Annotated in this window: 18 protein-coding genes, 1 tRNA gene, 1 pseudogene and 1 riboswitch; of the genes and pseudogenes, 10 read left to right on the plus strand and 10 right to left on the minus strand. The window is 63.7% G+C overall.

Annotated elements, in window-relative coordinates; all coding sequences use genetic code 11:
- Nucleotides 1-1,033, plus strand: a pseudogene (locus HMPREF2559_RS12240) (hypothetical protein); the annotation flags it as partial.
- A gap of 222 nt (nt 1,034-1,255) precedes the next feature.
- On the opposite strand, the gene HMPREF2559_RS00375 reads toward HMPREF2559_RS12240, so the two are convergent.
- From HMPREF2559_RS00375 to HMPREF2559_RS00385, 3 genes are all read right to left on the minus strand, one after another.
- Nucleotides 1,256-1,329 (minus strand) — tRNA-Pro (locus HMPREF2559_RS00375).
- 65 nt (nt 1,330-1,394) lie between these two features.
- The gene (locus tag HMPREF2559_RS00380; RefSeq protein ID WP_066487997.1) at nt 1,395-1,808 is read right to left on the minus strand and encodes a YchJ family protein; all 414 of its coding nucleotides are present in this window, start codon (nt 1,806-1,808) and stop codon (nt 1,395-1,397) included.
- Between the two features lie 75 nt (nt 1,809-1,883).
- Nucleotides 1,884-3,050, minus strand: coding sequence for an alpha/beta hydrolase family protein (locus HMPREF2559_RS00385; protein ID WP_066512230.1), 1,167 nt, complete (start codon nt 3,048-3,050; stop codon nt 1,884-1,886).
- 230 nt (nt 3,051-3,280) lie between these two features.
- On the opposite strand from HMPREF2559_RS00385, the gene secA2 reads away from it, so the two are divergent.
- The 5 genes from secA2 to HMPREF2559_RS00410 all read left to right on the plus strand — a co-directional run bounded on the left by secA2 (nt 3,281) and on the right by HMPREF2559_RS00410 (nt 8,569).
- Nucleotides 3,281-5,572 (plus strand): accessory Sec system translocase SecA2, encoded by a 2,292-nt coding sequence (gene secA2, locus HMPREF2559_RS00390; protein WP_070539192.1) that lies wholly within the window; start codon nt 3,281-3,283, stop codon nt 5,570-5,572.
- Nucleotides 5,573-5,660: 88 nt separating this feature from the next.
- A complete protein-coding gene (gene odhI / locus HMPREF2559_RS00395; RefSeq protein WP_070539194.1) occupies nt 5,661-6,089 on the plus strand; it encodes an oxoglutarate dehydrogenase inhibitor Odhl in 429 nt (142 codons plus the stop codon).
- A 267-nt stretch (nt 6,090-6,356) separates the two neighbouring features.
- Nucleotides 6,357-7,034 carry a transcriptional regulator FtsR gene (locus HMPREF2559_RS00400; protein ID WP_082723232.1) on the plus strand — a complete coding sequence of 226 codons (678 nt, stop codon included), beginning with the start codon at nt 6,357-6,359 and terminating at the stop codon, nt 7,032-7,034.
- A gap of 52 nt (nt 7,035-7,086) precedes the next feature.
- Nucleotides 7,087-7,662, plus strand: a complete 576-nt coding sequence (locus tag HMPREF2559_RS00405; RefSeq protein WP_066488027.1) for a bifunctional nuclease domain-containing protein — start codon at nt 7,087-7,089, stop codon at nt 7,660-7,662.
- A 337-nt stretch (nt 7,663-7,999) separates the two neighbouring features.
- Entirely contained in the window at nt 8,000-8,569 is a 570-nt protein-coding gene (locus HMPREF2559_RS00410) for a MerR family transcriptional regulator (protein ID WP_066488192.1), read from the plus strand.
- 290 nt (nt 8,570-8,859) lie between these two features.
- Here HMPREF2559_RS00410 and HMPREF2559_RS00415 read toward each other — a convergent pair whose 3' ends face one another.
- From HMPREF2559_RS00415 to HMPREF2559_RS00425, 3 genes are read right to left on the minus strand one after another with little or no spacing between them, the layout of a single operon-like run.
- On the minus strand, nt 8,860-9,726 hold the full coding sequence (locus tag HMPREF2559_RS00415; protein ID WP_070539196.1) for a vWA domain-containing protein: 867 nt from the start codon (nt 9,724-9,726) through the stop codon (nt 8,860-8,862).
- A 60-nt stretch (nt 9,727-9,786) separates the two neighbouring features.
- Nucleotides 9,787-10,674 carry a 3-methyladenine DNA glycosylase gene (locus HMPREF2559_RS00420; protein ID WP_070539199.1) on the minus strand — a complete coding sequence of 296 codons (888 nt, stop codon included), beginning with the start codon at nt 10,672-10,674 and terminating at the stop codon, nt 9,787-9,789.
- Entirely contained in the window at nt 10,674-12,152 is a 1,479-nt protein-coding gene (locus HMPREF2559_RS00425) for a DEAD/DEAH box helicase (RefSeq protein WP_070539201.1), read from the minus strand. The genes HMPREF2559_RS00420 and HMPREF2559_RS00425 overlap by 1 nt, the downstream gene beginning before the upstream one ends.
- Nucleotides 12,153-12,487: 335 nt before the next feature.
- On the opposite strand from HMPREF2559_RS00425, the gene HMPREF2559_RS00430 reads away from it, so the two are divergent.
- A complete protein-coding gene (locus tag HMPREF2559_RS00430; protein ID WP_068801758.1) occupies nt 12,488-14,023 on the plus strand; it encodes an SLC13 family permease in 1,536 nt (511 codons plus the stop codon).
- A gap of 111 nt (nt 14,024-14,134) precedes the next feature.
- On the opposite strand, the gene gndA is transcribed toward HMPREF2559_RS00430, so the two are convergent.
- On the minus strand, nt 14,135-15,589 hold the full coding sequence (gene gndA / locus HMPREF2559_RS00435) for an NADP-dependent phosphogluconate dehydrogenase (RefSeq protein ID WP_066488038.1): 1,455 nt from the start codon (nt 15,587-15,589) through the stop codon (nt 14,135-14,137).
- A 176-nt stretch (nt 15,590-15,765) separates the two neighbouring features.
- On the opposite strand from gndA, the gene HMPREF2559_RS00440 reads away from it, so the two are divergent.
- Nucleotides 15,766-16,251 carry a PaaI family thioesterase gene (locus tag HMPREF2559_RS00440; protein ID WP_066512250.1) on the plus strand — a complete coding sequence of 162 codons (486 nt, stop codon included), beginning with the start codon at nt 15,766-15,768 and terminating at the stop codon, nt 16,249-16,251.
- Nucleotides 16,252-16,272: 21 nt separating this feature from the next.
- Here HMPREF2559_RS00440 and corA read toward each other — a convergent pair whose 3' ends face one another.
- Nucleotides 16,273-17,346: a magnesium/cobalt transporter CorA gene (gene corA / locus HMPREF2559_RS00445; protein WP_070539203.1), complete on the minus strand. Its 1,074-nt coding sequence runs from the start codon at nt 17,344-17,346 to the stop codon at nt 16,273-16,275.
- Between the two features lie 142 nt (nt 17,347-17,488).
- Here corA and HMPREF2559_RS00450 point away from each other — a divergent pair, with 142 nt between their 5' ends.
- Nucleotides 17,489-18,094 carry a class I SAM-dependent methyltransferase gene (locus HMPREF2559_RS00450; RefSeq protein ID WP_066488044.1) on the plus strand — a complete coding sequence of 202 codons (606 nt, stop codon included), beginning with the start codon at nt 17,489-17,491 and terminating at the stop codon, nt 18,092-18,094.
- Between the two features lie 344 nt (nt 18,095-18,438).
- Here HMPREF2559_RS00450 and HMPREF2559_RS00455 read toward each other — a convergent pair whose 3' ends face one another.
- Both HMPREF2559_RS00455 and HMPREF2559_RS00460 read right to left on the minus strand, forming a co-directional pair.
- On the minus strand, nt 18,439-20,022 hold the full coding sequence (locus HMPREF2559_RS00455; protein ID WP_233423567.1) for a bifunctional hydroxymethylpyrimidine kinase/phosphomethylpyrimidine kinase: 1,584 nt from the start codon (nt 20,020-20,022) through the stop codon (nt 18,439-18,441).
- A riboswitch (TPP riboswitch) is annotated at nt 20,010-20,112 on the minus strand. Its footprint overlaps the gene before it by 13 nt.
- A 100-nt stretch (nt 20,113-20,212) precedes the next feature.
- The gene (locus tag HMPREF2559_RS00460) at nt 20,213-21,553 is read right to left on the minus strand and encodes an NAD(P)/FAD-dependent oxidoreductase (RefSeq protein ID WP_066488045.1); all 1,341 of its coding nucleotides are present in this window, start codon (nt 21,551-21,553) and stop codon (nt 20,213-20,215) included.
- Between the two features lie 203 nt (nt 21,554-21,756).
- Here HMPREF2559_RS00460 and HMPREF2559_RS00465 point away from each other — a divergent pair, with 203 nt between their 5' ends.
- The gene (locus tag HMPREF2559_RS00465; RefSeq protein ID WP_070539204.1) at nt 21,757-23,040 is read left to right on the plus strand and encodes an SAM-dependent methyltransferase; all 1,284 of its coding nucleotides are present in this window, start codon (nt 21,757-21,759) and stop codon (nt 23,038-23,040) included.
- Nucleotides 23,041-23,109 lie beyond the last annotated feature (69 nt).

The following is a 23,109-nucleotide window of genomic DNA, read 5'->3' on the forward strand; positions in this document are numbered from 1 at the left end:
AAAAGAAGCGGAACTAAACCCAGGACGCTTCACCACACTTGTTGCCGGAGTCATCCGCGACCAAGGCCCATATGCACAGCCACACCTGATTATGGGCATGGCCTTCGACCGGCCCAGCCACAACCCTGCGATCCGTGGGTTGGAAGCCATGCGGCATTTAACGGATGATCCTGAGACACCTAAGGGCACAGTGGTGGGCGATCGTGCTTACTTCGCGGTGGCTAAGACCAAAGACTTCCATGAACCACTGCGCAAACTCGGCTATACCCTGGTGGGAGACTACAGAACCAATCAGCTGGGAAAGCGCGGATCCTATGAAACCATGGGGTTAGTTGAAGGCCACTGGTATTGTCCTGCCATGCCGAAACCTCTGGTGGAAGCCACCGAAGACTTCTATGCCGGACGTGTTGATGAGGCCACCTACAACCAGCGGATCAACGAGCGCCGCGCCTTTGCCATGCGGAGAAAAGGCAAGAAGCTCTCCGGTGAGAGCCAGATGTTTATGTGTCCGGGACGAGGTAAAGGAAAGACACTGGCATGTCCCTTGGTGGAAAAGAGTCAGCGCCAGGACGCGAGAGACAGAGGACTACCCTCCATCTCCGGGCCAAATCTATCTACCGCGCGCAAGGCAAAAGGAAAGTGCTGTACCAATAAGGTCTCGGTAACCATCCCGAATAAGGAGGGAATGCGCTACCGCCAAACTGGCCCTGCTTTTAAGACACCGGAATGGAAGAAGGTGTATGGCACGTGGCGCAATGTGATTGAAACCCGCAACGACTATGTAAAGAACAATCGTGGTGGTGCTGCTATTGGTGACCATACGAGAAGACCTGTACGCGGTTTTGCTGCGGCCTTCTTCTATACAGCTCTTGATGTGGTCGCGGCCAATGTATCTATGATTCGGCGTTTTCTTGGCCGGGTGGATCGGGATGAAAAGACTCCGCCTCCTGACTCTGGTAAACCTGTACCGCCGCGCGATCCGGCGCGCGAGAAGGCAAGCCCGAACGCACCGCCTGCGCGCGAGGCGGCTTAAGACCAACTGAATACTTTTATCCATCTAGCTCGGAAAACCGATAAAGGGTTCCGGGCTAGAAGTCGTTTTAGAGGGGACGAACCATGTTGTGTTCCTTATTAGTCAACGACTGGAACAGAGCGAAAACGACTAAACCCACCGCATCTAAGCGGTGGGTTTATCTGTCGGAGACGGTTTCACAAATGATTTAAGCTAGATTCGCAAAACCGTCGTCTAGTGCTGTCGGGCTAACAGGATTTGAACCTGCGACCCCTACACCCCCAGTGTAGTGCGCTACCAAACTGCGCCATAGCCCGTCCGTCGCTGGTGTTAGCGACTGGTCTAGATTACACCACGGTAGTTCGCTGACACAAAAGTGCCGCTAGGATACCTCGCCGGTGGAGTAGAACCACTGGCCATCGCGCTTAAAAAAGCGCGAGCGCTCCCGCTGCGAGCCCTTGGCGGAGCCCTTGTAGAAGGCCTCGAACTCGACGACGCCGGTGTCGTCAAGGAGTCCGCCGCCCTCCGTGTCGAGGACGTCAAGGCGGTAGAAGCGGATGGTGGTCTCCTTGAGCTGGAGATCATAAGGGCGCGTGTCCGGGTCCCACGTGCGTAACAGGTACTCCTCGTCGCCGGTGACGAAGGCGCTAAAGCGTGAACGCATGAGGGTCTCAGCCGTGGGGGCGTCGGCGCCCTTGTGGTACTTGCCGCAACACTCGCCGAAGGTGAGGCCTGTGCCGCAGGGGCAGCGGGCGGCATCGGCAAGCGGGTGCAGGACGAGGGGAGTGGAAGCCATGAGGAAAATAGTAGACGCCCCTGCCCGGCGCGCCGACATGTGGTGCGGGACAGGGGCGTGGGGACGCGGAGTGGTTTAGGGCTCCACGTCGACGATATGAGTATGGCCAATGAGGGTGTCAATCCCGGCGCCACGGGCAGTGGAGCGCAGCTGGGCGCACTGTCCTTCGCTGATATCGCCGGTGATCTCAATGCGGCGCTCGAAGGTTGAGTCGTGCACGTGCGTGACCGTCACCGAGATATCTTCGATCGCCTTGTCGACCTTGGCTGCCTTGGCCGCGTCGATGAGCGACTGGTGGGTGCCTGTGGCGATGGCGGACATGAGCAGGCCCTCAGCCGTGATGCCCTTGCCCTTGCCGCCGTTCTTGCGCGAACGGTCTGCAAAGACGGACTGGTTATTGGAACGCACGACCACGCCCACCTTGGTGCCGATCGCGGTGTGCGTGACGGCGGAGTCCGGGGAGACGTCTTCGGGCTCGCTGTCCGGGATGATGAACTGCTCGGCCCAGCCGCCAATGAGATCGGCAGCGCGCGCGGCGGCGTCTTGCTTGGTGAGCAGGTGGTCCGCCTTATCGAGCGCCACGAGGGACTTGGGGTAGCGCGTGGACAGGAAGATGTTCTGCGCGTTATCAATGCCCACGGTCTGGTCGATGGGCGAGTGCAGCACCATGAGAGGCTTGCGTAGTCGCGAGAGGTAGGTCACCGGGTTGGTATCTGCGAGGTCCTCGAGGAAGTGGCGGGAAATGGTAAGCGCGCGGCCGCCGAGAGTGACCTCGACTTCACCGTTGGCGTCGACTTCGCCGATCTTGTCTGCATAGTGAAGCACCGAGTGTGCCGGGTCAAACGGTGCGCCGAGCGTGGCGATGGCACGTAGCGAGTCGATCTTGCTGCCGGCGGCCAGGGATGCGGCGCCGCCGAGGGAGTGACCCATGAGTAGCTGCGGGGCGCGGTAGTTCTCCGTGAGCCACTCGGCGGCCGCGACGATATCCGCGACATTTTGACTAAAGCTCGTCTCTGCGAAGTTGCCCTCGGACTGGCCGAGACCCGGGAAGTCGAAGCGCAGCGTGGCGATGCCGAAGTTGGTGAGCTGCTTGGCTGTGCGCGCCGCACCCGGGGTGTGGCGCGAGCCTGCAAAGCAGTGCGCGAAGATGGCGAAAGCCTTGGGCGCTGAATCAGGGAAGTCGATGGTTCCCGCCATCGCGGTGCCGGCACTCGAAGGGACAGTCACATTCACGGATTGCATGGATTCCACAATAGCGGGCACGAGCGAACTCGTGCGAGCGAGCGTGCGGCACACGAAGTGTGCGCGTAGATGTAACTCATAGCACGCTCGCCCCATGCTTCCGACCAAGCCGTGGGCTGCGGCGGCTAGAGTAGGAGAGATACTAATTCATCTTTCCCGTGAATGGGCCGCCCGTGCGATCGCAGCGGCCGCGCGGTGAGCGGCGACGTCAAGCATGAAGGAGGCCCCGCATGGGTGCATTTGGCTGGTTCTGGAAAGCGATGGGTGCGCAATCCGAGCGCAACGATAAGAAATCCAAAGCCATCGTCAACGATTCGGCTGCGGCGACGCAGTCTCTGGCGCAGCTCAGCGACGCCGAGGTCGCGCAGCACGCGCGCGACGCCGTGCGTGACGGCGCGATCGCCGATAAGTCAGCCTTCCTCGCCGCGCTTGCCGTCGCGAGCGAGCGCCGCCTGGGCATGCACCCCTTCAACGTCCAGTCCCAGGCCGTGCTGCGTCTGCTCGAGGGCGACGTCATCCAGATGGCCACAGGTGAGGGCAAGACCCTCGTGGGTGCCATGGCCGCCACCGGGTTCGCACTTACAGGCAAGCGCGTTCACCTCGTCACCGTGAACAACTACTTGGCCGAGCGCGACGCGGAGTGGATGCGCCCGCTCGTCGAATTCTTTGGCCTCACAGTTGCCTCGGTTACCGAGAAGTTGGACCAGGACTCCCGCCGCGCGGCCTACCGCAGCGACATTATCTACGCCCCGGTCAACGAGCTGGGCTTCGACGTGCTGCGCGATAACCAAATCACGGACCGCTCCCAGACCGTCCAAGCGCGCGCGGATGTCGCGCTCGTCGACGAGGCAGACTCCGTGCTCGTCGACGAGGCTCTCGTCCCGCTCGTGCTCGCCGGTAACCGCCCGGGCGAGGCCCCCACAGGCCACATCACGAATGTCGTCTCTCGCTTGCGCGAGGACCTGGACTACACCATCGCCGAGGATGGCCGCACCGTGGCGCTCACCGACGACGGTGCCGCGCGCGTCGAGCGCGAGCTGGGCATCGACTCCCTCTACTCGGAGGAGAACATCGGCACGATCCTGGTCAAGGTCAACTTGGCGCTCCACGCCAAGGCCTTGCTCATCCGCGACATTCACTACATCGTCACCGACGGCAAGCTGCAGCTTATCGATGCCTCCCGCGGCCGCGTCGCAGACCTCCAACGGTGGCCAGACGGCCTGCAGGCCGCCGTCGAGGCCAAAGAAGGCCTTGAGGTCTCCGAGGGCGGCCGCATCCTCGACACTGTCACGCTCCAGGAGCTGATGCGCCGTTACCCGCTCGTGTGCGGCATGACTGGTACCGCCGTCGAGGCGACCGACCAGCTGCGTCAGTTCTATGACCTTCACGTCTCCGTCATCGACCGCAACAAGGAGCTGCGCCGCTTCGACGAGGCGGACCGCATCTACGCCACAGCCGAGGAGAAGAACAAGGCGATCGTCGAAGAGATCATCGCCATCCACTCCACTGGCCAGCCGGTGCTCGTGGGCACCCACGATGTCGCCGAGTCTGAGGATCTGGCCGAGGTCCTGCGCGAGCGCGGAATCGACGTCAACGTCCTCAACGCAAAGAACGACGCGGAGGAAGCACGCATCGTCGCCGAAGCCGGCGATATCGGCCGCGTGACGGTCTCCACGCAGATGGCAGGCCGCGGCACCGACATCAAGCTCGGCGGCGCGGATGAGGGCGACCACGACACGGTCGCGGACCTCGGCGGCCTCGCCGTCATTGGCACGACCCGCCACCGCACGGCGCGTCTCGACAACCAGCTGCGTGGCCGTGCCGGGCGCCAGGGCGATCCCGGTTTGAGCCTCTTCTTCGTCTCCCTCGAGGATGACGTGGTCCGTCAGGGCGGCGAGGATGAGTCGTTGTCCGCGCAGCCCGGGCCGGACGGGCGCATCGAGTCCAAGCGCGTTTCCGACTTCATCGCTCATTGCCAGCGCGTGACGGAAGGCCAGCTGCTGGAAATCCACGCCCAGACGTGGAAGTACAACCAGCTGCTCGCGGATCAGCGCATCATCATCGATGAGCGCCGCGCCGTGCTTCTCGACACGGACCAAGCGTGGAAAGAATTCCAGCAGCGCGCGCCGCAGAAGGCCGCCGCGCTGGAAGCCCTGCCGGAGGAAGCCCGCGTCGCTGCCGCGCGCGAGATCATGCTCTATCACCTCGACCTCGCGTGGGCCGATCACCTCGAGCTCATGGACGATGTCCGCGAGTCCATCCACCTGCGTGCCATCGCGCGCCAGACGCCCATCGACGAGTATCACCGCATTGCTGTGCGCGAGTTCAAGCAGCTGGCTCAACGCGCGGTGGATCAGGCGGTGGAGACCTTTAACGACGTCCTCATCGACGAGGACGGCGCACACCTTAACGATTTGGGTTTGTCGCGTCCGAGTGCGACGTGGACGTACATGGTTTCCGATAACCCGCTGTCCGGTTCTGGAAACTCCGTCATGAGCAGCATCGGAAACATCTTCCGTTAAATTAAATAGCTCCAACGGCGCCGCCGAGCGAGGCGGATCGCTATGATTGAGAGCAGTTAACTTTTGGTCCGAAACATCGGAGGTAATAATGAGCGAACATACTGGAACCCCGGAACCGCAGGTGGAAACCACTTCTGTCTTCCGCGCAGACCTTCTAAAGGAGATGGAATCCGGCGCCGCCACCGATAACACCGTGACGGGTGCGGACAACCTGCCCGCCGGCCAGGGCCTGCTTGTTGTCAAGCGTGGTCCCAACGCGGGTGCGCGCTTCCTCTTGGACCAGGAGACCACCACCGTGGGCCGCCACCCGGAGGCAGACATCTTCCTCGACGATGTCACCGTTTCCCGCCGCCACGCGGAGTTCCGCATCAAAGACGGCCAGTTCGAGGTCGTCGACGTGGGATCCCTCAACGGCACCTACGTGAACCGCGAGCCGCGCAACTCACAGGTTCTCGAGGTGGGTGACGAAATCCAGATTGGTAAGTTCCGTCTGGTCTTCATCACCGGCAAGAACTAATCTAGACAAAAACGCGTAGCGCGGCGGTCCGGCACACTTGGCCGTCGCGCGGCGTATTCGGCTTCCCGCGCACTGCGTCGCCCGTGCTTGTACCACCGGCTCGGCGTAGCGCCACCGCATAGTAGCGGCGCGAAGTCATACCCCTTAGTGAAGTAGACAATCCCGAGAGATACGGCGAGTTATAAACCAGTGAACGCAGTAGCACGCGACCAAGGCTCCGCGGCATTCCGCACGCAGCCCAAGGCAGGAGTGAAGAAGGCTAAGACCATGTCTATTGGCGTGGTGTTGCAGACACTTAATCAGCAGTTCCCTGACGTCACCGTGTCTAAGATCCGCTTCCTGGAGTCCGAGGGGCTTATCACACCGCAGCGCACGGCCTCGGGTTACCGCCGCTTCACGGAGTCCGACGTTGACCGTCTGCGCTTTATTCTGCAGACCCAGCGTGACAACTACACGCCGCTCAAGGTCATCCGTGAGCAGCTCGAAGCTATGGATTCCGGCCAGGTGACCGCCATCGTGGGCGCCAGCCTCGGCGAGACCCTCGTGCGCGCCGACCAGTTCCGCGCCCCGGCCCTGACGCGGCTTACCGACGCCGATGTCGCCGCGCAGGCCGGCTGCACCGAAGAAGAGGTCGCCTCCCTCGCCAAACTGGGCCTCATCACGCCGGACGAGTCCGGCTTCTTCACCGCGGATGACGCCGCTGTCGTATCCACGGCGCTCGCACTCAAGGCTTTCGGTTTTGATGAGCGTTCGCTCAAGACGCTGCGCAACAACGCACGTCGTCAGGCTGACCTCATCGCCCAGGCCGCCACTCCCGTCGCCAACGGCAAGTCGGATACCGCGCGCCAGAAGGCCGAAGAACTCTCTCAGCAGATGACCGCGCTCGTGGTGTCTCTGCACGGCACGCTGGTGAAGACGGACCTGCGCAACGAGTTCAACGCCTAAACGCTCGCTCTCGCCGCTGTTCGTCGTACCCGCTTTCCTTTAGGGAGGAATCATGGCCACCGTCGCACTTGCGCTCATCGACATCGTGTTGGACGTCACCGAGGACTTCAGCTGCATCGCTCTGCAGCCTGAAGGCCAGCAGCGTGTCGTGCCCATCTGGACCACGGGCCAGGAGCCGCGTCTCGCCGCCGCGTATGTCAAGGGCTATGAAGGTCAGCGCCGCCGCGCCATCGATGCTCTCATTGACGTCTTCGACGACCAGGGCGGCGTCGAGGCCATCTCCCTGTCGACATATAACGAGGGAGTCTTCCTCTTCGATGTCGTCTCTGCCAGCGGCAGCAGCGTCGAGGTGTCAGCCTGCGACGCCATTATCCTGGCGGACCGCTTTGGCGTCGACCTCACCATGGACGAGGAGGACTTGGCTCAGGTCGCTATCTTTACCACGCCTGAGGCACTCGATGAATACTTAAGCTCGTCCTACCCACTCGAGATTCAAGCGGACCAGCCTGCGACGCAGGGGGACGCCAAGAGCACCTCGGCTTCGGGGGACCCGCAAGCCGACGCCGACTTCGAAGCGATGATGCGCTCCCTCGGCATGGAAGACGAGGACTTCGGCGAGACCGACTAAACGCGCCGAAGGCCAATCAAAGGGCGAAAGCACTGGTCCGAATCGCGTCAGGAAGCCGACGCGCACACTATTCACACCAGTCACACGCGCCACGGGGGTAACACCTGGGGGTAATCTGTGAAAGAAATTTCGCCGATGTAATGACACGCCTGTGACTCGTGGTGCAGAGGTTTATTCCAAGGTCTAAAGTTCTACTTAAGAGTTAGACGCCGCCCAGTCGACGAAGAACGGTTGACTAGGCGGCGTGAGTGGAATTTAATAAGTCCTAGGACTTGACTCGCCAGCTGCAATTCTGGCTGAGACAAGGATCGCTAGGCCTAGACCAGTGGAGAATACCGTGAGCAATACCGAAGACAATCAGCTGAAGGAACGGGCAGTGCAAGAGTCCCTCTTCGACCTCGGCCCGGACGAGGAAGTGGGCTACCGCGTCCCGATCGCCTGCCAGGTCGCCGGCATCACCTACCGTCAGCTTGATTACTGGGCACGCACGGACTTGGTCAACCCGTCCATCCGCACCGCACGCGGCTCCGGTTCGCAGCGTCTGTACTCTTTCAAGGACGTCCTCGTCCTCAAGATCGTCAAGCGCCTGCTTGACACTGGTATTTCGCTGCAGAATATCCGTTTGGCCGTCGAGGGCCTGCGTGACCGCGGCGTGAACGACCTCGCTGAACTCACCCTCGTCTCCGACGGCACGACCGTTTACGAGTGCCGCTCCAACGAAGAGGTCATCGACCTTCTCGCCGGTGGCCAGGGCGTCTTCGGCATTGCCGTGCCGGGCATTGTCAAGGAACTTACCGGTACCATCTCCAACTTCCCGTCCGAGCGCGTCGAGCCTGTCGATGCCCCAGTGGCCGAGGTTGTTGGTCTCGACGAGCTCGCTGCTCGCCGCCAGCGCAAGACCTCCTAAGGCAGCGCTTCAAGCGTAACCCCGCCGTCTATCCACGCTCACGGGATAGACGACGGGGTTCGTGCTGTCTTGTGCGACGGTGTTGTGTACAGCGGTCTCGTTCGTGCATGGGCATGAATCGGGAACCCGCTCCACGTCGCAGGAAGGTAGAGGGCAACAGTGTGATCGGCGCGCGCCGCCAGCGCGTGCGTTCGGCAACGTCGATTCATCGACGACCAAGAAGGGCACCGGCCCCGCGTGAGCGGGGCCGGTGAAAGGAACGGAGGCTGGGAAGCCACGTAGGCACGTGGTTAAACGCCGGAGGCGGTGGCGAGAGCCTTGGCGGCGTCGTTCGGGGATGCTGTGGCGTAGGAGGCTGCTGCCTTAGCCAAGGCCTCATCCTTGTCACCGCTGATCTGGACTACGGAGAGCTTCACATTGTCGCTGCGGACGTCGTCGAGTGCCGCGGTGAAGGCGGCGTCGTCCATGTCCTGGGCGGTGCCGGTGGTGACCAGGACGACGCGGGCGCCCTTGCCAGTGGCGTTGGCTTGATCGCGGGCGGTGGCGAGTGCTGCGATGACAGCGCTTCGCGTTTGCGGGACGCCACCGGTTCCGAACTGCGTTGCGGCGGCAGCTACGTCACCAGCGGCACCGAATCCGACATTGTCGCGGTAGCCAACTGTTGCGGTGGGCGAGAGCGGCGAGGAGTAATTCCACAACGCGACGGATTGGCCAGCGACGCCGAGCGCCTGTGCGGTGTCGGCGAGTGCGCCAGCGACGGCACCATAGTTCGGTGCCATCTGGTCGGACGTGTCGAGGAGGAAGAGCGTGTCGGCCGGCGCTGCAGGTGCGTGTGCGGCGCTGGGCTTCTCACTCGCCGGGGCGGCGCTGGAAGGAGCTGCCGAGGACTCGGAGGCGTCCTTGGACTCTGCCGCAGACGAAGAAGCAGGGGAGTCCTGTGCTTCCTTCTCGCTGGCAGGTGCTTGAGAAGCGTTGTCGTCTGCGGGCCCTGCGCTGGAGGAAGCTGCGGCGGGTGCGGCGGAGGTGGACCCTTCATCGGAGCCCCCGCGCAGCAGCCAACCGATGCCGAAGACGAGGGCGGCGACGATGAGGATGGCCAGCACAATGATCCACCAGGCCACCGAATACGTACCTTTACCGTTTGAATGACGTGCCATGAGTGAGTGCTGTCCTTCCCGCCTGAGGTCTGGCCGCATGTGCGACCCATTACACAATGGCTAAAGTGTAGCGGCGCGCGCGGCGTCAACGAGTGCGACAAGCCGTTGACGAAGCGGATTCCCCTCCGCCGCGAGTGCACGCTGGCGATGGACGTATTCTGCCTTGCCTTCAGAGGTCTCGATGGGCACGACGCCAAAGCCCCACTCACGGCAATCGTAGGGCGATGCCTCCATGTCGAGCGTACGTGCCTTCACCGCGAGGTCGAACGCCTCAAGGAAGAGTTCGCCGGGGACGAGCGGGCCGAGTTTCCAGGCCCACTTGTAGAGGTCCATCGTCGCGTGGACGCAGCCGGCCTGGTCGTGGTCGGGCTGACTCTCGCGCGTCAAGACTGTGAGGTTGAGCGGCCGGGCCGGTTCGGTGAAGAAGCGAAACGCGTCATAGTGTGTGCACTTGATGCGATTGGCTTCGACCACGGTATTCGTTCCCTCCGCGCCAAGGCGCAGCGGAAGGTCGTGGCGCGGAGTGTCCGTTTTGTAGACCATCGCCCACTCGCGCAAGCCAAAGCAATCGAAGCTCGTGGGGTTGACCGTCGATTTCGCCATGAGGTCGCGTATATACGTAAAAGACTCGCCGCGGCGTGCCCACAATGCGTCGAGGTCTACGGTGACGGCCGGACCGCGCGGGGTGTCGACGACGCGATAGTCGCGATATTCCGCCTGCGGTATATCCGTCGGCTCGCCGAGCAGCGCCGTGCCGAAGCCCGGGTGCCAGCGCGTGAGGTGGGACGGGCGGACCGGGTAGTACTCGAAGAGGAAGTCGTAGACCGGGTGATAGCCGCCGGGGTGCCGGAACCGCGCAAGGCGTTCCTCGGCCGCGGCGACGTGAGCCGCATGGCGCGGCTTCCACTCCTCCGGGGTGAGGTATGTGAGTGCGGACAAGCTCGCCATCACGAGCGCCCCGGGCGACCCTGTCGTCCGCCGCGACCTTGACCACCTCGTCCTTGGCCACCCCTGTGGGAGTTGCCGCCGCCTTGGCCATTCTGACCGCCATTGCTGCGACGTGTGGAACGACGGCGCGAGCCAGAACGTGAGCCGCCTGCGGAGTCCTCGCGTGCGCCGCCGTTCGAGGACTTTCCGCGACGTGAGCGGGACCTGCGGCCCTCGCCCGACGACTTCGGTGCGCCTGACTTCTTCGCCGAGGACTGGCCGCCCTGCACGGCCTGGCCCGGAGGCGGCAACGGAGCGCCGGTAGGCTTGCGCGCCCCCGTGATGCGGACGAGCTCGGGGTCGAGGGCGGGCGAGGGGGCATCGGCAAGCTCGAGCTTGCGGGCCTCGACGCCGGCCTTCTTCAGCAGCGCGGCGACCTCGTCGCGCTGCTGGTCCATGACGAGAGTGAGCACGGTGCCGGAGTGGCCACCGCGGGCCGTACGTCCCGCACGGTGGAGGTAAGCCTTGTGTTCCGCGGGCGGATCGACGTGGACGACGAGCGAGACATCGTCGATGTCGATGCCGCGGGCAGCGATATCGGTGGCGACGAGGACCGGCACGGAGCCGTCGCCAAAGCCCTCGATGGCGCGGGTGCGTGCACCCTGACCCTTATCACCGTGCAGCGGCATCGCGTTGATGCCGGCGCGACGCAGTTTCTTCGCCTGGCGATCGACGCCGTGCTTGGTGCGCATAAACATGATGGTCTTGCCCTCGCGTGCGCCGAGGGTGAGCACGACGTCGTTGCGGGTGTCGCGGTCGCCGACGAAGGCGACGAAGTGCTCCATGGTGCCCACGGCGGCCTCGACCGGCGCGGTGGAGTGCGTCACCGGGTTGTGCATGTACTGCTTGACCAGCTTGTTGACGTCGCCATCAAGCGTGGCGGAGAAGAGCAGGCGCTGGCCAGTGTTCGACGTGAGGTCGAGGAGCTTGCGCACCTGAGGTAGGAAGCCCATGTCAGCCATGTGGTCGGCCTCGTCGAGGGCTGTGATCTGCACGTCGGCGAGGGAGAGCTTCTTCTGGTTGATGAGGTCCTGTGCGCGGCCTGGGGTGGCGACGAGGATGTCGACGGGGCGGGCGAGTGCGCGGATGTGGTGGTTGATGTTGACGCCGCCGACGACGGCGAGGGTGCGCAGGCCCAGCGCATTAGCGGGCTCGTCGAGGCGTTCCTGGATTTGGATGGCGAGCTCGCGGGTGGGCGCGAGGATGAGGCCGCGCGGGCGCTGTGGCTTGGACGCGCCGGAGTCCGCCAGGCGGGTGATGATGGGCAGACCAAAAGTAAAGGTCTTGCCGGAGCCCGTGGGGCCGCGGCCGAGGACGTCCTTGCCCGCGAGCGCGTCCGGAATGGCGGCTTCTTGGATGGGGAAGGGGGACTCGATCCCTTGGCGGGAGAGGATGTAAACGATGTCGCGAGGCAGGCCAAGATCGGCGAAAGTAGTCATTGTTTATCCAGTCTATAGCCGGGATGGATGAAAACACGGATCGCCGGTGAAATGGGTGTTTTATTCGCTTTTGTGACCGTGACGTGAGAAATCCCATAGGCGTGAGGGACTGCTTGGTTAGAAGATATCCACAAGAGGTTATAACCTAAAGGGGTACGGCGCGAAAGCCCAGAGGACAAGGGCGCGACTATATGGCATGCATGGGCGAGTATTCGCCAAAGTGGGCCTATGAGGTGGTCCCGCGGGGGGCTGGCGCGCATCACCCCGTGGGAGTTCCTGCGGCCGCCGGGGCATGTGTGGCACCGTGCGGTGAGAGCACTAAAGGAGTAAGACGAATGTCTCAAGAAAACACGTCAGGCGGCGCCGCTGCCGTGCACGAAAAGCGAGCGGACAGCGCAGCAGCCCCTGTGAAGAAGCGTGCGTTCGATATTAACGCGGCCTGGTTCTTCGTCGCTGTCGCGGCGTTGGTCACCGTGCTTGTGCTTCCCATCGAGTCCTTGAACCAGCCGGGTCAAGTGGCCTTGGCGATGCTTGCGTTCGCTGTCATCATGTGGGTGACGGAAGCCGTGTCGTATCCGGTGAGTGCCCTCCTTATCGTGGGCCTTATTTCGGTGATCCTGGGACTCACGCCCGATCCTGAAAATCCCGGTGAGATCATCGGTACCTCGAAGGCGCTCGGCGTGGCCATGGACGGCTTTTCGTCCTCGGCGGTCGCGCTCGTCGCGGCGGCGCTTATCCTTGCCGGTGCCATGCAGGTCACGGGCTTGCACAAGCGCATTGCGCTCGTCGTGCTCAAAGTAGCGGGGGAGAAGACGTCGCATATCGTGGCCGGCGCCATCGTCATCGCCATTATCCTGGCTTTCTTCGTACCGTCCGCAACTGCGCGTGCTGGTGCAGTGGTCCCGATTCTGCTGGGCATGGTCGCGGCCTTCGGCTTGTCGAATAATTCGAAGCTTGGTGCGCTCCTGGTCATCACTGCGGCGCAGGCCGTGTCCATCTGGAACGTGGGCATTAAGACCGCAGCTGCGCAGAATCTCGTAGCGGTTGGCTTCATTGAAAAGCAGATGGACCAGTCCGTGAGCTGGGGCCAGTGGTTCCTCTGGGCCGCACCGTGGTCAGTGCTCATGTCCGTTGCGTTGTACTTCATCATGCGCGCAGTTATCAAGCCCGAGACCGACCGGATTGAGGGTGGCAAAGAACTCGTCGCCAAGCAGCTTCGTGACTTGGGTCCCATGTCCGGTGCTGAGAAACGACTCGTGGTCATCTCCGTTCTGCTGCTGTGCTTCTGGGCGACGGAGGATCTTCTCCACCCGATCAGCTCCGCTGTCGTCACAGCCGTGGCTGTGGCCATCATGCTGCTTCCGGGCGTGGGCGTATTTACCTGGAAGGAAGCTCAGGCCAAGGTGAGCTGGGGTACGCTCATCGTCTTCGCCATCGGTATCTCGCTCGGCTCCTTCCTTTTGGACACGGGTGCTGCGACCTGGCTGTCGGAGAAGACTTTCGGTCTCATGGGCCTTGACTCCCTGCCCATCCTCGCAACGATTGCGCTCGTGGCACTGTTCAATATCTTCATCCACCTAGGCTTCGCGTCCGCGACCTCGTTGGCTTCGGCCCTTATCCCGGTCTTCATTGCGCTCGCCTCGACGCTGTCTCTGCCCAACGACGGCATTGGCTTCGTCGTCATCCAGCAGTTCGTTATCTGCTTCGGCTTCCTGCTGCCGGTTTCCGCACCGCAGAACATGCTGGCCTACGGTACCGGCGCGTTTTCCACCAAGCAGTTCCTCAAGACGGGTGTTCCGCTCACCATCGTGGGCTACCTGCTTGTGCTTCTCTTCTCCGCGACGTACTGGAAGTGGATGGGCTTGGTTTAAGCCACTTTCTAGCAGTGGATCGCGGACACAGGAAACGCCCCAGCCGCCTCATTGAAAGAGGTGGTCGGGGCGTTGGCCTGTGCGCTGGTTGCGCCTAGGCGGTTAGTAGGCTTAGGCGTCGGTCTGCGTCAGGGAGCGGTCCGTGGACCACTCGATGTGGAACGTGCCTTCACGGTCCGTGCGCTTGAAGGTGTGGGCACCGAAGAAGTCGCGCTGGCCCTGGATGAGGGCGGCGGGCAGGCGCTCGGCGCGCAGGGAATCGTAGTAGGACAGCGACGAGGCGAACACCGGCACCGGCAGGCCCATGTGCGTGGCAGCAGCGACTACGCGGCGCCAGGGCTGAATGAGGTCCTCCAGCTCGCCCTTGAAGTACGGGTCGAGAATGAGGGCCGGAAGCTCCGGGTTGGTGTCGTAGGCCTCGCGGATGCGGTTCAAGAACTTCGCGCGGATGATGCAGCCGCCACGCCAGATGGTGGCGAGATCGCGCGGGTCGACGTCCCAGCCGTACTGGTCTGAGCCAGCCTTGATTTCGTCGAAGCCCTGGGAGTAGGCGATGAGCTTGGAAGCATAGAGAGCGCGGCGTACGTCCTCAACGAACTCGTCCGGGTCGACTCCGCCGTCGTCGATGATGCCCGCGGGCAGGCCGCCTTCCTGAGCGGCGGCGCGCTGCGCGGTGGCGGAGGAGAGGCCACGGGCGAAGACGGCCTCGGCGATGGCGGTAACCGGGGTGCCCAGCTCCAGGCCGTTGATGGCGGTCCAACGGCCCGTGCCCTTCTGGCCCGCGGCGTCGAGGATGACGTCGACGAGCGGGGCGCCGGTGGCCGGATCCTTCTGTGCGAGAACCTCAGCGGTGATTTCGATGAGGTAGGAGTCGAGGTCACCCTGGTTCCACTCGCGGAAGATGTCCGCGATGGCGGCGGGCTCAAGGTTCAAACCGTAGCGCAGGAGCTGGTAGGCCTCGCCGATAACCTGCATGTCTGCGTACTCGATGCCGTTGTGGACCATCTTCACGAAGTGGCCGGCACCGTCGGGTCCGATGTGGGTCACGCACGGGGTGCCATCCACGTTCGCGGCGATGGACTCGAGGATGGGGCCGAGGGTCTCCCAGGACTCCTTCGGGCCGCCCGGCATGATGGACGGGCCGTTGAGCGCGCCCTCCTCGCCGCCGGAGATGCCGGCGCCGACGAAGTGGCGGCCCTTGGCGGCGACTTCCTTCTCACGACGGATGGTGTCCGTGTAGAGCGAGTTGCCGCCGTCGATGATGATGTCGCCCTCGTCCATGGCCTCGACGAGCTGGCTGATGACGGCATCGGTGGCCTTGCCAGCCTGGACCATGATGATGGCCTTGCGCGGGCGCTCGAGGGACGCAACGAAGTCTTCGATGGTCTCGGAAGGGATGAACGAGCCCTCATCACCGTGGTCCGCGATGAGTGCGCGGGTCTTTTCCGGGCTGCGGTTGTACACGGCGACGGTGTTGCCGTTGTGTGCAAAGTTTCGTGCCAGGTTGGAGCCCATCACGGCCAGGCCCACAACGCCGATCGATGCGAGATTCTTCGTTTCAGTCATGGGGTCTATCCTACGTCACCGAGCGGTGCCGATGCCCGTCTGCGTGGGATTGTGTGGTGAATATCTGTAGTGGCTGCGTGCGTGCTGTCGTAGGAGTGTGTGGAGTCGCGGGCGGGGAGCCCGTTGCCAGCCACAGTGGGCGAGGTCGGGCAGGTTGGGCGCTAAGCTTGACGCTTATGACACGCCACCACACCAACCAGGACTCCTCGGCCGACGCGCGCCAGGACTTGCTCAACCGACTCATTGTTACGGCCGCGCAGCGCCCACTCACGCAGGAGGAACTCGCGGAGCTCAATGAGTCGAATACCGGTTTCGATGCCCAGGTCGGCATTCTTTATACGCACCTTTCCCGCGGCGAGGTCCGCGGCGTCATTCATGCGGGGCCGCAGCACCATCAGCCGTGGGGGCTCGTCAACGGCGGCGTGTACGCTTCTTTTGCGGAGTCGCTTGGGTCCATCGCCGGCGTCATCGTGGCCGGCGGACCCGTGGTGGGCGTGAACAACTCGACCGACTTCATCCGCTCGGTTGAACAAGGGCCGATCGAGGGCGTGGCGCGCCCGCTGCAGACAGGACGCCGGACCCAGCTGTGGGAAGCCGAGATGTCGCACGGCGGAGAGCTCGTGGCGAAGTCGACGTTGCGCACCATCGTTGTGGGCGCGTAGTCGCTGGGGGAGTTGGGCGGCTTAGAGCCACTTATTCTTGCGGAACCAGAACCACAGCACGGCGACGACGAGCACCATGAGGAAGACGGCGAAGGGGTAGCCCCACGCCCAGTGGAGCTCCGGCATCTTGTCGAAGTTCATGCCGTAGACGCCAGCGATCATGGTGGGTGCGGCCCACATGCCAACGATGGCGGAGATGGTGCGCATATCGGCGTTTTGCTGCATGGAGACCTTGGCAACGGAGGCATCGATAAGCGAGGTAAGGCGCTCGTCGAAGTGTGCGACCTCGTCCTTGACCACGAGCTCGTGATCGTTGACGTCGCGCAGGTAGGAGCGCAGCTGCTTTGAGATGAGGTCCTTGTGGTTGCTGATCATGGCGCTCAATGCGTCGGAGAGCGGTGCGATGGCGTGCTTCATCTCGAGGACCTCGCGCTTGAACATGTAGATACGGTCGATCTCAAAGTTGGAGCCGGGCGTAAAGACCATCTCTTCGAGTTCGTCGACCTCGATGGCCAGCAGCTTGCCAATCTCGCCATAGCGGTCCACGAGCATATCGAGCACCTTCCACGCCATGGCGACGGGACCCAGCTCCACGAGGTCCTGGTCGTCGCCGATAGTGTAGGCAAGGTTGGGCAGCTTCGCGCGGTGGCGGACGGTGATGATGAAGTTATGGCCGATAATCATCTGCACCTCACCGGTGGAAATGATTTGGCGCTTATCGATAACCTCGTCGTGGTCGCGGTAGTTGACGGAGCGGGCGACGACGAAGAGCTGATCATCGTAGCGCTCCAGCTTGGGGCGCTGGTGTGCCTGGACGGCGTCTTCCACGATGAGTTCGTGGATGTGGAATTCCTCGGCGACGGAGGTCATCTGGTGCTCGTCCGGCTCGTGGAGACCGACCCAAATAAAGCCGCGGCCGTACTCATCCACGGTGTCCTGCGCAGTGGCAGGCGTGAATTCGCCGGGGAGGGACTCGCCGTCGACGAAGACGCGGCAGTGTTCAATGGCGCGCTCGACGGGGACACGAATGCGGGCGTGCGCAGGTGCAGGGTCCTTCGGCTTACGCGACCTGAACGGAGATGGTACTCCTGCCATAATCTGCCTCCCTTGCGCAGTAAGGTGTGGCCGTCCGCGGCGGGGCCTGGACGGTGCGGGCTACACGCCGTGGTCAATCTGACACGGACGCACCGCAGTGCGGGCTTAATAGTAGCGCGTTTTGCGACCTATACTGAACGGCATGCCTACCTGGAAAGAAGTCACCGCCGCTAACCCTGCACATTCCCATAATTTTGCACGCAAGTGGAAGATGCTAGAGGCGCAGGGCCAAGACATCCACGGCGAGTCGCGCCTCATTGACGCGATGGCGGAGCGCGGTTCGCGCGTCCTCGACGCTGGCTGCGGCACCGGCCGCCTTGGCGGGCGTCTGGCGGCGCTCGGCCACGACGTGGTGGGCGTCGACGTCGACCCCATCCTCATTGAACACGCTGTGCATGACTTCCCGGAGGGGGATTGGCGTGTGGGTGACCTCTCTGAGGACGCGATCGACGAGCATGACTTTGATATCGCGGTAGCCGCTGGCAATGTGGTGGGCTTCTTCGCGCCGGACGGCCGCGAGGCCGCGTACCGCAATATCTACAACGCGCTCAAGCCAGGCGGCCGCTTCGTCGTCGCGTTGGGTGCGGGACGCGGTTGGGAATTCGATGACATGATTGCACTCGCCGAGGCCGTGGGCTTTGTTACCGACTACACGTTCTCGTCGTGGGACCTCAAGCCCTTCGGACCCAATTCGACGTTCCTCGTGGTCGTCTTCCGTCGCCCCAACGCGAGCAGCTTGCTCGCATAGAACTGCGAGGAGCCCACGACGTCTAGCCCCATCGGCCTAGTCGATGGGGTTTTCGTGTGGGCGCGTCGGGGCGGGAGACACCGCGGGTGAGGATGTCAGTAAGCGACGTGCCGGCGGCTTCGGGAAGCGAGGAGACGCCTATGCTAAGAGCTGCGAAGAGAGAAACTGTCATGCCCCAGAAGCTCAAGGCACGCGCCAGAAGAAGCTAGGGGAACATTTTTTGTTCTGGACAACCTGCGCAGGTTTCCACATGCAGTGGGCAAAATCGGCCCAGTTATCCACAGAGAATAATGCTTCTCAAGAGCACCTCAGTGTCACCGGCACGCTCACGCCGCCGCACGAAGCTACCAGCGGCGGTCAGCCTGGTCGAAGAAGTCCACCTCGTGCCAACATGCCGCAAGGTAGGCGCGGGTGGCACGCGAGCGCGTGGCGGGGTCTGCGGCAGTGAGCGCTTCTTCGACGAGCGCGATGGCGGCGCGCACGCCGGTGAGGAATTCCTCGCCGCCGTATTGCGTGATCCAGGCGTTGTAGGGGTGCTCGGGCGAGTTCTGGGCCGCAAGGTGGAGGCCGACCTCAGCGTAGAGCCAGTAGCAGGGCAGGACCGCGGCAGCAGCGACGACGTAGTCGTCGGTGTGCGTCGTGGCGACAAGGAAGTCGGTGTAGGCGCTTGTCACCCGTGAAGGGGCGGTGAGCGCTGTGGAGGGGACCGTCGTGGTGTGGTGCGCAATCCAATCCTTGTGAAGGGACATCTCAATGGCGAGGCACTCGGCGGCACCCGAGGCCCAATGAAGCTGCGCGCCGGCGTCCGGTGCGAGGGCGGCTAAGCGCGCCAGCGCCTTCGAATACTGGTTGAGGTACTGCGCGTCCTGCGCCAGGTAAAAGGCGAAGTCCTCTTCGCGCAGCGTGCCGGTACCTAGCGCCTGGATGAAAGGCAGCTGCGTAATGGACTGCCAGGCGTCGCCGGTGAGTTCCCAGAGACGGGCCGTCTCCGGGCCCGCAGCGGAAACGTGGGGCGCGGGGGCGGCCGCAGTGCTCGTGACATCGCTGTAGAAGCGCGCCGGGACGGTGGAAGCTGCCGCCGCGAGGCGGCGGGCGCGGTGCCCATGGTCGACGGGGCCGTGGCCCTGGCCGACCTCAAGGGCGGCCGCGTGGGAGATGGCCTCGTGGAGCCAGCGGGTGGACCAGGAGAGGGCATCGGAAAGCGAGGCGCCGGCGCCGAGCCGGGTGGCCAACGCCGAGGAGAGGGAACACCCCGTGCCGTGGGTGTGCGGGGTGTCCACGCGCGGACAGGAGACGCGGTGGACGGCGCCGTCCGGGGTGACGACGGCGTTATCGGCGAGGTCGCCGCGCAGGTGCCCGCCCTTGACGATGACCGTGGTGCGGGTGTCGGCGGACCATGCGGTGGCGTGGGCGATGGCTTCCTCGAGCGTGGTGGCCTCGGCCGTCTGCGTGAGCACGGCGAGCTCCTTGAGGTTGGGCGTGACTACGGTGGCACGTGCGCACAGCTCGCGCACGGCGGCCTCCGCGTCGCGGTCGAGGAGGCGGTCGCCGCTCGTGGCCACCATGACGGGGTCGAGGACCACGGGCACGTCCGAGAGTTGGGCGAGAAAGCGTGAGACCTCCGCCACGATGGCGGCGCTGCCCAACATGCCAATCTTCACCGCGTCAATGGTGACGTCTGAGGCCACGGCGGTAAGCTGCGCGCGGAGGAACTCGACTGGCGGGGTGTGGACCTCGCGCACGCCCTGGGTATTCTGTGCGACGAGGGCGGTCACGGCGGACATGCCGTAGCCGCCTGCCGCGGCGATGGATTTGAGGTCTGCCTGGATGCCGGCCCCGCCCGTGGGGTCCGTTCCGGCGATGGAGAGTACGCGGGGTACTGCAGGAATGCGCGCCGAAGCAGGCGCGCCAATAACGGCGTCGTTCACAACGATCCCTTCGCTAGTTCTAACTCAGTGCAGGTTCGATGGGTGTTATCTCAGCCGCGGCTTCGAGCCTTGGCACCCCATGTTGCGCTCTCGACACTAACAAAGGACCGTAGGTGTGTGCGCGGTTTTGGGCATAAAAATCCCCCGTTCGCGATACAGCGAGACGGGGGAATGATGGGGAAGAGAAGACTTACGCGTCCTTGCCCATCTTGTTGCGGGCCAAACGCTGCTGGTCCGTGATTGCGAGGTTGCCGCGGACCGGGGACACGGCATTGATGAGCCAGTTGAGGGCCACGATGGCGCGGGAACGGAAGCCGACGAGGTATGCGACGTGGAGAGCCAGCCAGGCGATCCATGCCGGGAAGCCGGTCATTTCGGTCTTGCCCATCTTCACCACAGCGTTGAAGCGGGAGATGACGGCCATGGAGCCCTTATCGAAGTAGTCGAAGGCCTCCTTTTCGTTCGCAGTGGACTCCTCATCCAGCTTGGCCTCGATGAGCTTGGCAGCGTGTGCGCCACCCTGCATGGCGACCTGTGCCAGGCCCGGCAGACGGTTAAGACCCATCATGTCGCCGATGACGTAGACGTTGGAGTACTCGCCCAGGGTGAGGTCCTCGTTAACCGGGACGCGGCCTGCGCGGTCGGTCTCGACGCCAGCTTGTTCGGCAACCATCTTGCCCAGCGGGGAAGCGGCAACACCGGCGGACCAGATCTTGACGCCAGCCTCGATGGTGGTCTCCTGTTCGGTCTTCATGTCCTTGTAGGTCACGGACTTCTCGTCCACGTTGGTGACCATGGCGTTGAGGCGTACGTCGACGCCCAGCTTCTCCAGCGTGCGCTGTGCTTTGCGGCCCAAGCGCTTGCCGAACGGCGGCAGGACCTGCGGTGCACCGTCGAGGAGGTAAATCTTCGCAGACGACGGCGAGAAGTTGGAGAACTGGCCGTTGAAGGAGCGCTTGGCCATCTCTGCGATCTGGCCGGTGAGCTCGACGCCGGTCGGGCCAGCACCGACGATGACGAAGGTGAGGAGCTTCTCGCGCTCAGCCGGGTCATCGGTCAGCTCTGCCTTCTCGAAGGCGGCAATGATGTTGGCGCGCAGCTCGAGCGCGTCATCCAGGGTCTTCATGCCCGGCGCGAACTCGGCGAAGTGGTCGTTGCCGAAGTAGGACTGGCCAGCGCCAGCGGCGACGATGAGGGAGTCGTACTCGAAGGTGCGCTCGGTGTCGTCCAGAGCCGCGGTGACGGTCTGGGCTTTGATGTCGATGTCCGTCACGTTGCCGTTGACGAAGTGGGCGTTGTCCTGGTCGCGCAGAATCTGGCGGGTGGACGGAGCGATCTCGCCGGAGGAGACGAGGCCGGTGGCTACCTGGTAGAGCATCGGCTGGAACAGGTGGTGGTTCTTCTTGTCGATGAGCGTGACGTCAACATCAGCGTTCTTCAAGGACTTGACGGCGTTTAAGCCGCCGAAGCCTGCACCAATAACGACGACGTGGTGGCGGCCGCCGTTGGGACGGAAAGCGTTCTCAGCCATGTGTGAGTAAAACCTCTCTTGTAAAGATATACAGCCGTGTTTTTAGCTACCCGGCTAGTGTAATAGGTTGCTCCTTGGTCGGCATAGTTTAGGTCACAAAATACTCCGGGCGCGCGGCCCCGCCTGGGCGCTGCGGCGCTCTGCGCCGCCTAAACTGGCGGGTATTGTCCGTCGTTCGCCGGTTCTAATGAGTAAGGGGCACCGTGAGCCATTCCCATCTTGACGCCATTGATGCGCAGCTGTGGCCAGGCGTGGCGGAGGTGCCCGTTCCTCGCTTTGGCGCGTGGCGTGCCCGGCGCGCGGAGGCTCAGTTTGCGCAGGCCTGCGACGCGGCGGGACTGGTACTAGAGGGCGCTGACGCTGACCTGCGGGTCGCGCATGACGCGCTCTTCGACCGCCTCGCGCACGGCGGCTGGGTAGGCTTCGCGGAGTCCTATCTCGCCGGAGAGTGGACGACGCCGGACTCCGCGCATCTCGTGCGTGTCCTCAAGCGCCTGCTCGGTGCTGGGTACGCACCCAAGACCCCCGCAGTGCCCGAATCGCCCGCGACGGGCGGGGAGCTGCCCACAGAGCTGGTAAAGCTCTACGCCGGGGATCGCGTGAGCCACCAGGGCGGAATTTTTTCCACGGGCGTGCCGACGACGGTTCGCGAGTCAGTGCCGGCCTATGAGCGCTCCGGCGCCAAGGAGCACTTCGTCGACGTCACCCATCTGTCGGAGCCCACCGCCGTCGACCGCGAGGATTTGCGCTCCGCCCAAGAGCGCGCCGCAGCCTGGCTTGCCGATGCCACCCGTGTCGGCGCCGGCTCCCACGTCCTGGTTTTCCCGGCGACGGGTCTCCAGGCCGCCGTTCAGGCGGCCGAGCGCCGCGCTGTCGTCGATATTCTTACGGCTGACCCCGAGCGTGCCGAGGCCGTCCGCGAGCATCTCGTGCTCGCTGGCGTCTCTGACAACGTGGCCTGCCAAGATATCGAGCACCTCGTGCCGAGCCCGCAGGAATGGCGCGGTCGGTATGACGCGATCATCTCCATCGAGGCCCTGGAATCCCTGGGCAGTCGGGAGCGTGGACGCTACGTGCAGGCCATCGACCGGCTTCTCGATGCCAGCGGCCGCGCCGTGATCCAAGCGACCGTCGCCACGGAGCAGATGACCGGCCCCGGTCGCGACGCGCTGCAGGCGCTCAAGGCCTACGTGTGGCCCGGTCTTGGCCTGCTCACCGTCCCCGAGATCAACAAGTTGGTCGAGCGTAGCACCGGCCTGCGCATTGTGGCCCAGACCCACACCGGACCGCACTACCGAGAGTCTCTCGAGCAGGAGCGCTCCTTCTTCGTGGGCCACCTCCGCGAGGCCGCCGCCGCCGGCTTCGACCCGGTCTACCGCCGCCTGTGGACCTATCAATTCGCGCTGCGCGAGGCGCTCTTCGCGCTCGGCATGGCGGACTCCGTCCAGTTCACGCTCGTCCACCGCAATCGCGGCGGCCGCCGTTAGGCCAGCCGAGCTCGCACACGAGAAATCCCCCGCGCTCCTGTTCGCGGGGGATTGGTCTGTGCGGAGTGT

Source organism: Corynebacterium sp. HMSC072G08, from assembly GCF_001809185.1.
GTDB lineage: Bacteria > Actinomycetota > Actinomycetes > Mycobacteriales > Mycobacteriaceae > Corynebacterium > Corynebacterium phoceense.